The 13,662-nt window shown below is 63.3% G+C and carries 13 protein-coding genes; 6 read left to right on the top strand and 7 right to left on the bottom strand.

What is annotated here, in order from left to right:
- Positions 1-28 precede the first annotated feature (28 nt).
- Both GM676_RS06725 and GM676_RS06720 read left to right on the top strand, forming a co-directional pair.
- Positions 29-604 (top strand): NUDIX domain-containing protein, encoded by a 576-nt coding sequence (locus tag GM676_RS06725; protein ID WP_155462659.1) that lies wholly within the window; start codon positions 29-31, stop codon positions 602-604.
- Positions 601-957 carry a c-type cytochrome gene (locus GM676_RS06720; RefSeq protein WP_155462658.1) on the top strand — a complete coding sequence of 119 codons (357 nt, stop codon included), beginning with the start codon at positions 601-603 and terminating at the stop codon, positions 955-957. The genes GM676_RS06725 and GM676_RS06720 overlap by 4 nt, the downstream gene beginning before the upstream one ends.
- Here GM676_RS06720 and GM676_RS06715 read toward each other — a convergent pair.
- The 5 genes from GM676_RS06715 to tal form a co-directional block, all read right to left on the bottom strand.
- Complete coding sequence (locus GM676_RS06715) at positions 954-1,925, bottom strand: ABC transporter permease (protein WP_155462657.1); 972 nt, start codon at positions 1,923-1,925, stop codon at positions 954-956. The genes GM676_RS06720 and GM676_RS06715 overlap by 4 nt on opposite strands.
- A gap of 7 nt (positions 1,926-1,932) precedes the next feature.
- On the bottom strand, positions 1,933-3,009 hold the full coding sequence (locus tag GM676_RS06710; RefSeq protein ID WP_170304238.1) for an ABC transporter permease: 1,077 nt from the start codon (positions 3,007-3,009) through the stop codon (positions 1,933-1,935).
- A complete protein-coding gene (locus GM676_RS06705) occupies positions 3,006-4,535 on the bottom strand; it encodes an ABC transporter ATP-binding protein (protein ID WP_155462656.1) in 1,530 nt (509 codons plus the stop codon). Before GM676_RS06705 ends, GM676_RS06710 begins: the two co-directional genes overlap by 4 nt.
- Before the next feature lie 77 nt (positions 4,536-4,612).
- A complete protein-coding gene (locus tag GM676_RS06700; RefSeq protein WP_155462655.1) occupies positions 4,613-5,608 on the bottom strand; it encodes a BMP family lipoprotein in 996 nt (331 codons plus the stop codon).
- An 88-nt stretch (positions 5,609-5,696) separates the two neighbouring features.
- Positions 5,697-6,770 carry a transaldolase gene (gene tal, locus GM676_RS06695; protein WP_155462654.1) on the bottom strand — a complete coding sequence of 358 codons (1,074 nt, stop codon included), beginning with the start codon at positions 6,768-6,770 and terminating at the stop codon, positions 5,697-5,699.
- Between the two features lie 370 nt (positions 6,771-7,140).
- Here tal and GM676_RS06690 point away from each other — a divergent pair, with 370 nt between their 5' ends.
- Genes GM676_RS06690 through pcp form a run of 4 tightly spaced genes read left to right on the top strand, consistent with a single transcriptional unit; the run spans position 7,141 to position 11,828 of the window.
- Positions 7,141-9,444, top strand: coding sequence for a TonB-dependent receptor (locus tag GM676_RS06690; RefSeq protein WP_155462653.1), 2,304 nt, complete (start codon positions 7,141-7,143; stop codon positions 9,442-9,444).
- A gap of 48 nt (positions 9,445-9,492) precedes the next feature.
- The gene (locus tag GM676_RS06685; protein ID WP_155462652.1) at positions 9,493-10,182 is read left to right on the top strand and encodes a DUF969 domain-containing protein; all 690 of its coding nucleotides are present in this window, start codon (positions 9,493-9,495) and stop codon (positions 10,180-10,182) included.
- Positions 10,179-11,135 carry a DUF979 domain-containing protein gene (locus GM676_RS06680; RefSeq protein WP_155462651.1) on the top strand — a complete coding sequence of 319 codons (957 nt, stop codon included), beginning with the start codon at positions 10,179-10,181 and terminating at the stop codon, positions 11,133-11,135. The genes GM676_RS06685 and GM676_RS06680 overlap by 4 nt, the downstream gene beginning before the upstream one ends.
- Before the next feature lie 42 nt (positions 11,136-11,177).
- Positions 11,178-11,828 (top strand): pyroglutamyl-peptidase I, encoded by a 651-nt coding sequence (gene pcp, locus GM676_RS06675; protein ID WP_155462650.1) that lies wholly within the window; start codon positions 11,178-11,180, stop codon positions 11,826-11,828.
- On the opposite strand, the gene GM676_RS06670 is transcribed toward pcp, so the two are convergent.
- Positions 11,825-12,727 carry a LysR family transcriptional regulator gene (locus GM676_RS06670; RefSeq protein ID WP_155462649.1) on the bottom strand — a complete coding sequence of 301 codons (903 nt, stop codon included), beginning with the start codon at positions 12,725-12,727 and terminating at the stop codon, positions 11,825-11,827. The two genes, pcp and GM676_RS06670, sit on opposite strands and share 4 nt — an antisense overlap.
- Positions 12,728-12,744: 17 nt before the next feature.
- Positions 12,745-13,659, bottom strand: coding sequence for a pseudouridine-5'-phosphate glycosidase (locus GM676_RS06665; protein WP_155462648.1), 915 nt, complete (start codon positions 13,657-13,659; stop codon positions 12,745-12,747).
- Positions 13,660-13,662 lie beyond the last annotated feature (3 nt).

The following is a 13,662-nucleotide window of genomic DNA, read 5'->3' as shown; positions in this document are numbered from 1 at the left end:
GTAAAAATACGCAACCAGGAGAATCGCCATGCCCGAAGACCGCATCCGCATCCACAAAGTAGAAACCCTGTCGGACGACTGGTTCCTGCTCCAAAAGACCACCTTCGATTACCGCCGCAGCGACGGCACATGGCAGCGCCAGACGCGCGAGACCTACGATCGCGGCAACGGTGCCACCATCCTGTTGTACAACCGCGAGCGGCGCACGGTGCTGCTGGTGCGGCAATTCCGCTTCCCGACCTACGGCAACGGCCATGATGGCTTCCTGATCGAGACCGCGGCCGGGCTGCTGGACCAGGCTTCGCCGGAAGAGCGTATCAAGGCCGAAGTGGAAGAGGAGACCGGTTACCGCGTGCGCGAAGTGCGCAAAGTGTTCGAAGCCTTCATGAGCCCCGGCTCGGTGACCGAGCGCCTGTACTTCTTCGTGGCGGAGTATGATCCTGCCACCCGCGCCGGCGAAGGCGGCGGCGTCGCCGAAGAAGGCGAAGACATCGAAGTACTGGAACTGAACATGGACGAAGCCCTGCAAATGATCGCCGACGGCCGCATCGCCGACGGCAAAACCATCATGCTGCTGCAATACGCGGCGCTGCACCTGCTATGAAAAACTGCGTGCTCATTCTTTTGCTGCTGGCCGGACAGGCCGTTGCGGCGGGCGATCCCAAGAACGGGGCGTTTCTGTTCCGGCGCTGTGCGTCGTGTCACGCGGTGGGGCCGTATGCCAGTGCGGGGTATGGGCCGCAGTTGAATGGGATTGTCGGCCGCAAGGCGGCGTCCACCAAGGACTATAAGTATTCCGAGGCGATGAAGAAGTCGGGACTGACCTGGGATGAGAAGACGCTGGCCGCTTATCTGCGCGCGCCGCATGATGTGGTGCCCGGCACCAGCATGCGCTTCTGGGGGATCAAGGATGAACAGCAGGTCGCCGACCTGCTGTCCTATTTGAAGACTTTTTAGCGGGATTTCACGAACGGCGTGCCCAGTGCTTTCGGCGCCACCGATTTGGCCATCAGGCCGGCCAGCACGATCACGGTCAGCACGTACGGCACCATCTGGATCAGCGCGCCCGGCAGGCGGCCGACCACCGGCAGTTCCACACCTTCGATCTGGATTTGCACCGCGCCGAAGAAGCCGAACATCAGGCAGCCGAGGAAGGTGTGCAGCGGACGCCAGTTACCGAACACCATCGCCGTCAGCGCCAGGTAGCCGGCGCCGGCCGACATGTCGCGCAGGAAGAAGCCGCTCTGCACGATGGCCAGGTAAGCACCCGAGAAGGAGCACAGCACGCCGGCGATGATCATGGCGAAGTAGCGTTGGCGCTCGACGCTGACGCCGGCCGCGTCGGCCGCGTGCGGGTTCTCGCCGCAGGCGCGCAGGCGCAGGCCGAAACGGCTGTGGTAGATCACCCAGTGCACCAGCGGCACCAGCCCGAACGCCAAGTATACCAGCACCGAGTGGCCGCCGATCAGGTGCGCGTACAGCCAGCCGATGAAGGGGATGTTTTCCACCGCCGCGGAACCCGGCAGCACCACGTCGAACAGGCGCGCCGTGCCCAGGTCCGGCGTGCGGCCGCCTTGCTGGAAGATGTATTGCGCCACCACGAAGGTCAGGCCGCTCATGGCGATGTTGATGGCGATGCCGGCCACCAGCTGGTTGCCTTTCTGGGTGATCGCCACGTAGGCTTGCAGGGTGGCCAGCAGCACCGATACCAGGATGCCGGCCATCACGCCATACCACGGGTTCTGCGTGGTGAAGGCCACCGCCGCCGACACGAAGGCAGACGCCAGGATCTTGCCCTCCAGGCCGATGTCGATCACGCCCGAACGCTCGGCGAACAAACCGGCCATGCCGGCGAAAATCAGCACCGGCGCGTTGCGCACGGTCGATACCAGGATACTGCCGATATGCAGGTCGTCAAAAGTCATATCGTCCTCACTTCCTCAGGTTCAGCACTTTGGCGATCGCCGGCGCGTACAGGTTTTCCATGGCGCCGCAGAACAGGATGATCAGGCCCTGGATCAGTATCACGGTCTCCGGCGGAATGTTCTGCTTTTCCAGCGACAGGTCGAAGCCGCCCTGGGTCAGCGCGCCAAACAGCACGGCCGACAGGAAGATGCCGACCGGATGCTGACGTCCCATCAGCGCGATGGCGATGCCGATGAAGCCGGCGCCGCCGACGAAGTTGAGCGACAGGTAGTGGGTCGAACCCATGATGGAGTTGACCGCACCCAGTCCCGCCAGCGCGCCCGAGATCAGCATGACGATGATGATCATCTTGCTGATGCGGATGCCGGCATAGTGCGCCGCATGCTGGTTCAGGCCGGTGGCGCGCAGCTTGAAGCCCCAGGCGGAACGCGACACCACCACGCCGTAAATCACCAGCGCGATAATCGCCAGGAAGAAGCTGATGTTGAATGGCGTCTCGCCCAGCACCGGGAACCACTGGTTCAGGCGCGGCATCTCGGCGGCGGCGGCAAACGCGCGGCTGGCCGGATTCTGTTCGCCGGCCGGGATCATGTATTTCACGATCAGGAAGTTCATCAGCTGCGAGGCGATGAAGTTGAACATGATGGTGGTCACCACCACGTGGCTGCCGCGCTTCGCTTGCAGGTAGCCGGGCAGGAAGGACCACAGCGCGCCAAACACGGCGGCGCCGAGGACGCCCAGCGGGATCAGCGCCCAAGCCGGCAGCGAGCTGTCGAAGGCCAACATGGCCCAGGTCAGGCCCAGGCCGCCGACGTACATCTGGCCTTCGGCGCCGATGTTGAACAGGCCGGCCTGCATGGCGATCGACACCGCCAGGCCGGTGAAGATGAAGGTCGAGGCGTAGAACAGCGTGTAGCTCAGGCCTTCCGGATTGACCACGGCGCTGTTGACCAGGATGGCCAGCGACTCGGTCGGGCTTTCGCCCAGCAGGTGGATCACCAGTGCCGTCACCAGCATGGCGGACAGCAGGTTCAGTACGGGCATGACAAACGCAGTGGCCCAGCGTGGCAGGTCTTTATTCATGATTTATGCATGCCCCCCATCAGCAGGCCGATGCGGGTGGTATCGAATTCTTCAATTTTCAGTTCGCCGGTGATGCGGCCGCCGCACATGACCAGGATGCGGTCCGCCAGCGCGCGCACTTCTTCCAGTTCCACGGAGACCAGCAAAATCGCCACGCCTTCGTCGCGCAGTTTCAGCAGCTGGGTGTGGATGCTTTCGATGGTGCCGATGTCGACGCCGCGGGTCGGCTGGCCGACCAGCATCAGCTTGGGCTGCGCCAGCACTTCGCGCGCGATCACCACCTTCTGCTGGTTGCCGCCGGAGAGCAGGCCGATACGCAGGTCGTGGTTGTTCGGGCGCACGTCGAAGTTTTTCATCAGTTCCGCGCAGCGGGCGGCGATGGCCTTGAAGTTGAGCAGGCCCCAACGATTTTTCAGCTTGTCCTGATAGCCGAAGATGGTGTTGTGCATGACCGAGAAGGCCTTGATCACGCCATCGCGCAGACGGTCTTCCGGCACGTGGCCGATGCCCAGCTCGCGGAATGTGCGCGGCAGGCCGTCGGCATCCGAGCGGCCTTCAAACGGCAGCGGCTTGCCGAGGAATGCCAGCTTGCCGGAGGAGGGCAGGCGCATGCCCGACAAAATCTCCATCAACTCGCTCTGGCCGTTGCCGGACACGCCGGCAACCGCGACGATCTCGCCGGCGCGCAGGGTGAAGCCGATGTCGGCCAGCAGCTTGACGCCCTGGTCGTCCAGCAGTTGCAGGCCGTCGACTTGCAGCACCGGGGCGCCCGGATTGTAGGGCGCGCGCGGCAGGTTGTTCTCGATCGGACGACCGACCATCATGTTGGCCAGGTCTTCCTTGGTGGTGCCGGCGGTCGGCACCGCGCCGATCACGCGGCCGGCGCGCATCACGGTCACGGTGTCGGTGATGTCGAGGATCTCTTGCAGCTTGTGGGTGATCAGGATGATGGTCTTGCCCTGTTCCTTGAACAGGCGCAGGATCTCGAACAGCGATTCGGTTTCCTGCGCGGTCAGCACGGCGGTCGGCTCGTCCAGGATCAGGATGTTGGCGCTGCGGTAGATCTGCTTGAGGATCTCGACCCGCTGCTGCGCGCCCACCGACAAGTCGTGGATGGTGGCCAGCGGATCGACGTCCAGGCGGTAGCGCACGCAGATGTCGCGCAGCTCCCGCTCGACGCGCGCACGGTTTTTATTCAGCTTGAAGCCGCCCTCGCTGCCCAGCATCACGTTATCGAGCACGGTCATGTTCTCGACCAGCATGAAGTGCTGGTGCACCATGCCGATGCCGAGCGCAATCGCCTCCTGGCTGTTGTGAATGCGGCGCGCCTGGCCGTCGAGCAGGATGTCCCCGCCGTCGGCGCGGTAGTATCCGTACAGGATGCTCATCAGGGTCGACTTGCCGGCGCCGTTCTCGCCCACCAGGCCATGGATGGAACCCTTGGCGATGGTGAAGCTAACGTCCGTGTTCGCTTTTACAGCTCCGAAGTGCTTGGAGATGCCGCGAAATTCTACTGCTGGCTGCATAGGATCGTTTTCAGATTAAGTAAAACGCGCCGCGCCGGGAAATACCCCGGGCGGCGCGCTCAATGTTCAAACAGGTTTTAGACCGGGCAGGCCGCGCCCGAACGGATATCGATGACCTTGACCTTGCCGTCGATAATATCCTTGCGCGCGCCCATCACACGCTTCTCGATGTCCGGCGTGATCAGCTTGCGGTTGTTCTCGTCCAGCGCCCAGTCGACGCCGCCTTCCTTCAGGCCCTTGGCGGTGACGCCGGCCTTCCAGGTGCCGTTCTTCATTTGCATGAAGGAGTCATACACGGCGTTGTCGACGCGCTTGACCATCGAGGTCAGGATCGAACCCGGATACAGGTGGTTCTGGTTGGAGTCGACGCCGATCGCCAGCTTGCCTTTTTCCTTGGCGGTTTGCAGCGTACCCAGGCCCGAACCGCCGGCCACGGCAAACACCACGTCGACGCCGCGGTCGAATTGCGAGCGGGCCAACTCACCGCCCTTGGCCGGGTTGTTCCACGAATCGGAGGTGGTGCCGACCATATTGGAGGTCACCTCGACTTTCGGATTGACGGCCTTGGCGCCTTGCGCGTAGCCGCAGGCGAAGGTGCGGATCAGCGGGATGTCGACGCCGCCGATGAAGCCCAGCTTCTTGGACTTGGAGGCCATGGCGGCGGCCACGCCCACCAGGTAGGAACCTTCTTCTTCCTTGAAGGTGATGGAGTTGACGTTGGCGCCTTGCGCCACGCCGTCGATCAGCACGAAGCGGACTTTCGGGAATTCCTTGGCGACCTTCTGCACGGCGGCCTGCTGGGCGAAGCCGATGGAGGCGATCAGGTCGAGGTTCTTGCGGGCGAGGCCGCGCAGCACCTGTTCGGCCTGGGTGTCGCTGGAGGCTTGCACCTCGATGAAATTGATATTGGTTTCCTTTTTGAAGCGCGTGGCGCCTTCAAAAGCGGACTGGTTGAACGATTTGTCGAACTTGCCGCCTGCGTCATACACGATGCCCAGTTTAGGGTCTGCCGCGGACGCGCTGGCAGCGATAAACAGTGCTGCAACCGTCAAACTAAGTTGTGAAAGTTTCATGAATAGGCTCCTGGAAGATCGGTATTGTATATTTTTATTGGCTGTAGCATGTAATTCCCAGCCGTTAAATTCCTCTAAACCGCTGATTTCACGCGGTAAGCGCTAGCACCTTGCTAAAAGCTTGCTCGAATTGCAGCAGGCCGGCTTCCAGCAATTGCTGGCCGATGGTTTCCAGGTCGATACCGCGATGGGCCAGTTGCGCCAGCACGGCGCGCTCGGCCGCCACCTCGGTGCCCAGGGTGGTTGCCGCCTCGCCGTGATCGCGGAAGGCGGCCAGGGTGGCGTCCGGCACGGTGTTGATGGTGTCGGCGCCGATCAGCCCCTCGACGTAGCGCACATCGCGTTCGGCCGCAGTCTTGGTGGCGGTGCTGGCCCACAGCAGCCACTGCGGCGTGGCGCCGAAGGCGGCAAACACGCCGAAGCCGCTGTCGTTCTTCCAGTCGGCGTAGGCGATGCGGGCGGCGGCCATGGCGGCCTGGCCGCGCAAGGCGTCGCCCGGCGGCAGCAGGGCGTCCACCGCGACGTCGATGCGGCTGATGAAGACGCTGGCCACGCTGGCGATGCGCTGCACCGACAGCTTGTCCTGCAAGCGGCGCGCCAGTCCTCGCCGGTGGGCGGCGCGCACCGCCTGCACCTGGCTGGCGCTGAAGATCAGGGTCATGTTGACGTTGATGCCGGCGTAAATCACTTCCTCCAGCGCGGCGATGCCGGCCGGCGTGGCCGGAATCTTGATCATGGCGTTGGGGCGCGCAATCAGCGCCCACAGGCGGCGCGCTTCGGCCAGCGTGCCGGCGGCGTCGTGCGCCAGGCGCGGCGCCACTTCAAAGCTGACAAAGCCGGCGCGGCCGTCGGTGGCCTGGTACAGCGGCGCGAACAGGTCGCAGGCGCGCTGCACGTCGGGAATGACCAGCGCTTCAAAACGCGCTTCCGGCGCGGCGTGGGCGGTGCGCAGCAGCGGCAGGGCGGCGCGGTAGGCCGGATCGTGCTGCAAGGCCTGGTAAAAGATGGCGGGATTCGAGGTCAGGCCTTGCACGCCGTCGTTGGCGATCAGCTCGGCCAGGCGGCCGGAGGCCAGCAGTTCGCGGCTCAGGTTGTCGAGCCAGATTTGTTGTCCGAGGGCGCCGACTGCCCGCAGCCGGCCGTGTTCGAGCATGTTGTTCATCTACCGTTCCAGGAATGTATGTCGCAACGCGACAACAAATACCGCCGAATTAAATATTTTTGTATTGTTGCTTTTTTGTCCGAATGGAAAAATTTCAACGCGTCCGCGTAGCTTGCAATTACTCCAGTTTCATAGGAGAAGTCGCGCCGGGCCCCGCAGGACGGGTGGTCCACTACTATGCCCCAGCCCCGATATGTACGACAAATTCGTTTTTTCTTGCTTATTTATACAAAATAGATATGAATCAATGCGAAAATTTTCCGTGCTAGCATGATTGGTAATTTGTATATCGATATGCGGAAGCGTTCAGACTCGATACACATTTAATAACTAAAAAACACCAACCTACACAATCAAGGGAGCAGGACCAATGAGCAAGCAACGTAGTTACGCCGCGCGATCGCTGATCGCCCTGGCGGTCGCCAGCGCTTTTCCACTGAACGCGGCGTGGGCCGCCGAAGCCGAGGCGCAGGACGCGCCGGCCGCCGGCAAGGACCAGCTGGAAACCGTGATCGTGACGGCCCAGCGCCGCGCTGAAAACATCAAGGACGTGCCGATGTCGATCGCCACCCTGAAAGGCGACAAGCTGGACGTGCTGACCTCGGGCGCGGCCGACATCCGCTTCCTGGCCGGCCGCTCGCCGTCGGTGAACGTCGAATCCGACTACGGCCGTACCTTCCCGCGCTTTTACATTCGCGGCCTGGGCAATACCGACTTCGACCTGAACGCCTCGCAGCCGGTCGGCCTGGTAATGGACGACATCGTGCAGGAAAACGCCATGCTGAAAGGCTTCCCGGTGTTCGACGTCGACCAGGTCGAGGTGCTGCGCGGCCCGCAGGGCACGCTGTTCGGCCGTAACTCGCCGGCTGGCGTGATCAAGTTCGACTCGGCCAAGCCGGTGTTCAAGACCGAGGGCTATCTGCAACTGGGCGTGGGCAACTTCTCGGCCAAGACCGTGGAAGGCGTATTCAATGTGCCGGTCAGCGACACCGTGGCGCTGCGCTTCTCCGGCACCAGCCAGCACCGTGGCGACCGCGTGCACAACACCAACCCGACCAAGAATACCGGCACCCAGGACTTCGAAGGCTATGGCGACAACGCCTTCCGCCTGCAGGCCCTGGTTCAGCCGAACAAGGATTTCAGCGCGCTGTTCAATTACCACGAGCGCGACTACCACGGCTCGGCCACGCTGTTCCGCGCCAACATCATCAAGAAGGGCACCAACGACCTGGTGGACGGCTTCGACTACGGCTCCTACCCGACCGACGGCGTCAACTACCAGAAGCTGGAAACCAAGGGCGGCAATATCCGCCTGAAGTACAACCTGAGCGACATCACCCTGCACTCGATCACCGGCTATGAAACGCTGAAGTTCAACAGCCGTGCCGACGTTGACGGCGGCTATGGCTGCACGCTGTTCTGCGGCCCTGCGCAAGCGGCGCTGGGCAGCGGCCCGGGCGTGATCCCGTTCCCGGTGGAGACCGCCGACCTGCTGCCTAACCACAAGCAGTTCTCGCAAGAGTTCCGCGCCGAGTCCAACTACGCCGGCCCGCTGCAATGGATTGGCGGCCTGTTCTTCTTCGACGAGGCGATCCAGATCGACTCGATCAGCTTCAACTCCTTCGCGGCCGGCAATCCACAGAACGCCGCCTACGCGCAGCAGTTCCAGAACGCCAAGTCGTGGGCCGCCTTCGGCTCGCTGAACTACACCGTGACCGACAAGTTCAAGGTACGCGGCGGCCTGCGCTACACCCACGACAAGAAAGAGTTCTCGGCCACCCGCGTGGAACCGCCGCTGCACTCGGGCCCGTTCGAGATCGACAACACCTCGCACAACGCCAGCTGGGACCTGAGCGGCACCTATGAACTGGACAAGAACACCAACCTGTTCGCCCGCGTCGCCACCGGCTACCGCGCGCCGTCCATGCAGGGCCGCCTGAACGGCCTGACCGACAAGCCATCGTTCGCCAACGCCGAGCGCGCGCTGTCGTATGAGGCCGGCATCAAGCAAGACCTGTTCGACAAGCGCGCGCGCCTGAGCGCGGCGGTGTTCCAGTACCGCGTGAAGGACAAGCAGCTGACCGCCGGCAACGGCACCGTCAACATGAACCAGCTGATCAACGCCGAGAAGGTCACCGGTCAGGGTATCGAGCTCGACCTGCAAGCCAACCTGGGCGGCGGCTTCAGCGGTTCGCTGGGCTACAGCTACAACGATACCGAGATCAAGGACCCGAACCTGATCGTGCAATACTGCGGTAACGTGCTGAACAACGCTGCCAGCGGCTGCACCCCGACCAATCCGGCCGGTCCGTTTGCAGGCACCTCGAAGATCAACGGCAACCCGCTGCCGCGCGCGCCGAAGTCGCAAGCCAACTTCACGCTCAAGTACAGCACCGATGTCGGCAACGGCGAGTTCTACGCCTACACCGACTGGACTTACCGCAGCAGCTACAACTTCTTCTTGTACGAGGCGCCTGAATACAAGGCCAAGCCGCTCACCGAAGGCGGCGTGCGCGTGGGCTACAAGTGGGACAACGGCAAGTATGAAGTGGCTGCGTTTGGCCGCAACATCACCGACAAGCAAGTCATCATCGGCGCCATCGACTTCGACAACCTGACCGGCATGCTGAACGAGCCGCGTACCTGGGGCGCGACCTTCAAGGTCAACTTCTAAGGTTAAAATCCCCGCTTCGTGCGGGGATTTTTCTTTCAGGAGTCCGACTTGGATCACACTGTTGTCAACCTTTGGCCACTGCTGGGTGTGGCCGTCATCATTGCCGGCTTCGCGCTGCGCGCCCATCCCGTGCTGGTGGTGATCGTTGCCTGTTTTGTCACCGGCGTCGCCGCCGCCATGCCGGTCGACCAGTTGCTGGCCACGCTGGGCACGGCCTTCATCAAGACCCGCAACCTGCCCATCATCCTGCTGTTGCCGATCGCCGCCATCGGCCTGCTGGAGCGGCATGGCTTGAAGGAGCATGCGCAGGCGTCCATCGCCCGCATCCGCTCGGCCACCACCGGCCGCCTGCTGATCGTTTATCTGGCCATCCGTGAGCTGAGCGCGGCCTTCGGCCTGACCAGCATCGGCGGCCATCCGAACATGGTGCGGCCGTTGATCGCGCCGATGGCGGAGGGCGCCGCCGAGGTGCGCTATCCCAACGTGCCGCAGGAAATGCGCTACCGCATCCGCGCCATGGCTGCCGCCACCGACAACGTCGGCCTGTTCTTTGGCGAGGATATCTTCGTGGCCTTCGGCGCCATCGTGCTGATGCAGACCATCCTGCATGGCGAAGGACTGGATGTCGATCCATTGCACATGGCCTTGTGGGGCATACCGACCGCGGTGTGCGCCTTCATCATCCACTCATGGCGCCTGTACCGGCTGGACCGGCACATCGCCCGGAGCGCGCCATGATCCTCAAGCTCGATTACTTCTACTACGTGCTGGGCGCCATGCTGCTGATGGTGGCGTGGATGGCGCTGCGCGACAAGCACAACCCCAGGCGCTACAGCAGCGCCTTGTTCTGGGCCTTGTACGCCGTGGTCTACCTGGCCGGCGACCAGCTGCCGCCGGTCGCGGCCGGCCTGCTGATGGTGCTGATGGCGCTGATCGCCGGTTTCGGCGGCGTGGCGCTGGGCCGCTACGGCGACCGCACCGAGCAGGAACGCCGCGGCAGCGCGCAGCGCCTCGGCCACAAGCTGCTGATTCCCGCGCTGCTGATTCCCATCACCACCGTGATCGGCTCCACCCTGTTCAAGGACGTCAAGTGGGACGGCCTGTTCCTGCTCGATCCGAAAAACCTCACGCTGGTCAGCCTTGGCTGCGGCTCGCTGTTCGCGGTGGCCACCGCCTGCTGGCTGACGCGCTCCACGCCGATGCAGGCCATGCGCGAATCGCGCCGCCTGATCGACCATCTGGGCTGGGCGGTGGTGCTGCCGCACATGCTGGCGGTGCTGGGCCTGCTGTTCACCGAGGCCGGCATGGGCAAGGCGGTGGCGCATGTGGTCACGTCCTACATCAACATGGACGTGCGGCTGGTGGCGGTGGCGGTGTACTGCGTCGGCATGGCGCTGTTCACCATCATCATGGGCAATGGCTTTGCCGCCTTCCCGGTGATGGCGGGCGGTGTCGGCATACCGGTGCTGGTGGGCGTGTACCACGCCAACCCGGCGGTGATGGCGGCCATCGGTATGTTCAGCGCTTACTGCGGCACCTTGATGACGCCCATGGCGGCCAATTTCAACATCGTGCCGGCCGCGTTGCTGGAGCTGCCGGACAAGAACGCGGTGGTAAAAATGCAAGTGCCGACCGCGCTGCCACTATTGTTAGTAAATATTACTCTGCTTTATTTTTTGATGAATCTGTGAGACGCTTCCGCAGTTAAAAGGCATCACCGCGGAGCAGTCAAGATGAAAAAGATAATATTGTTAACGGGCTTCGAGCCGTTCAACAAGGAGACCATCAATCCCTCGTGGGAAGCCGTGCGCCAGCTGGATGGTTGGCACGAGGGGGAGTTCGTGGTCCATGCGCGGCAGCTGCCGTGCGTCTTTGGCCGCGCGCTCAAGGTGGTGCACCAGGCAGTGGAAGAACTGCAACCAAGTATCGTGATCGCGGTCGGCCAGGCCGGCGGCAGGGTCGACATGTCGATCGAGCGGGTGGCCATCAATGTCGACGATGCGCCCATCCCCGACAACCAGCAACGCCAGCTGGTGGACCAGCCGATTGTCAACGGCGGCCCGGCGGCTTACTTCTCCACCCTGCCGATCAAGGCCATCGTGCACGAGCTGCGCGAAGCCGGCTTGCCGGCCTCGGTGTCGCAGACGGCCGGCACCTTTGTGTGCAACCATGTGTTTTACGGTCTGATGCATCAGGCGCACGAATGGGGCACCACCATGCGCGCCGGTTTCATCCACATTCCTTATTTGCCGCAGCAGGCGGCTGCCCATCCGGGCACGGCCAGCATGAAGCTGGAAGACGTGGTGGAAGGCTTGCGCATCGCCGTCCGCACCACGCTCGCACACACCGTCGATGTGCGCGAGGCGGGCGGTCTTACGCACTAGGCACTCACCGGATTCAAGATGTTGAGGAAGGCGCGCACCACCGGCGCGTCGTCTTGCGTGGTGTAGGTGATGTACAGATTGGCCGAGGGCGGATTGGTACGGATCGGCAGGAACACCACGCCCGGCCAGCCGATGCGGCTGGTGGTTTCCGGGATCAGCGTCACGCCCAGGCCCGCGCCCACCATGGCCAGCAGGGTTTGCGGTTCGGACGCTTCCTGGAAGATGGTCGGCTGGAAGCCGGCGTCCACGCAGCATTGAATCAGGTAACGCGGGAAGGATGACTTGTCGAGCGCCAGCGTCAGCATCGGTTCCTGGGCGATGTCGATCAGTTCTATCGCGTCCTGCTTGGCCAGCGGATGGTGTTCGTTGATGGCCACGCACACGTCTTCGCGGAAGCACAGTTCCTGGCGCAGGTTATCGTTGCGGAGGTCGTCCTCGTCCAGCTTGGGCTCACGCCAGAAGCCGACGTCGATCTGCTTGGCGCGCAGCGCCTCGTACTGCAAGGTCGGGCCCAGTTCGTGGATGGTCCAGGTCACGCGCGGGAACTTGGTCTGGAATTCCTCCAGCAGGCTGGGGATCGGCCCCCACATCGCCGAGCCGACGATGCCCACGCGCAGGCGGCCCACTTCGCCGCGGTCGATCTGGCGGATGGTGTCGATGGTCATGCGCATCTTGGCCAGCAGGTCGGACGCTTCGTTCATCAGCGCCTTGCCGGCCACCGTCAGCTCAAAGGTGCGGGTGGTGCGGGCGAACAGCTTCACGCCAAGTTCGCTTTCCAGCTTCATGATCTGCTGGCTGAGCGGCGGCTGCGAGATGTGCAGACGCTCGGCAGCGCGGCTGAAACTTTTTTCTTCGGCGACGGCGAGGAAGTACTTGAGTTGTTTCAGATCGATGGACATGGCGTGGGCCGCTCAGGTTAGTGCGTCGATTGCATGGTCACCGCCAGCGCGGCGCCACAACGGGCATTGTTCTTCACCAGCGCGATATTGGTGGCCAGGCTGCGGCCGCCGGTCAACGCCTTGATGCGCGCCAGCAGGAAGGGCGTGACGTTCTTGCCGGTGACGCCTTGCTGATCCGCTTCCTGCAAGGCCTGCTCGGTGATGCGGTCGATCTCTTCCTTGGGCATGGCTTCGGCCGCCGGCACCGGATTGCTGACCACCACGCCGCCTTTCAGGCCCAGCTGCCACTTGGTGTGCAGGAAGGCGGCTTGCTCGGCCGGCGTGTCGAGCTGGAAGTCGGCATTGAAGCCGCTCTCGCGCGTGAAGAAGGCCGGGAAGCCGCGCTGGCCCACGCTCACCACCGGCACGCCGTGCGTTTCCAGATATTCCAGCGTCAGGCCGATGTCGAGGATGGACTTGACGCCGGCGCACACCACCGCCACCGAGGTTTGCGCCAGTTCCTGCAAGTCGGCCGAGATGTCGAAGCTGGTCTCGGCGCCGCGGTGCACGCCGCCGATGCCGCCGGTGACAAACACCTGGATGCCGGCCAGTTCGGCGCAGATCATGGTGGCGGCCACGGTGGTCGCGCCCAGTTTGTTCTGTGCCAGCACAAACGGCAGGTCGCGGCGGCTGACCTTGATCGCGTCGCTGGCGGTGCCCAGCAGCTCCAACTGCTCGTCCGACAGGCCGATGCAAATTTTGCCGCCGATGATGGCGATGGTGGCCGGCACGGCGCCGCCATCGCGGATGATTTGTTCCACCTCGCGCGCGGTCCGAACGTTTTGCGGATACGGCATGCCGTGCGAAATGATGGTCGATTCCAGCGCGACGATGGGCTTGCCGGCGGCGCGGGCGGCGGCCACTTCCGGCGAGAACAGCAGGTATTGGTGCATGGT

Source organism: Duganella radicis (assembly GCF_009720825.1).
Lineage (GTDB): Bacteria > Pseudomonadota > Gammaproteobacteria > Burkholderiales > Burkholderiaceae_D > Rugamonas > Rugamonas radicis.
The sequence above is the reverse complement of the archived record's forward strand: the minus strand, read 5'-3'. Positions and strand labels throughout refer to the sequence as shown.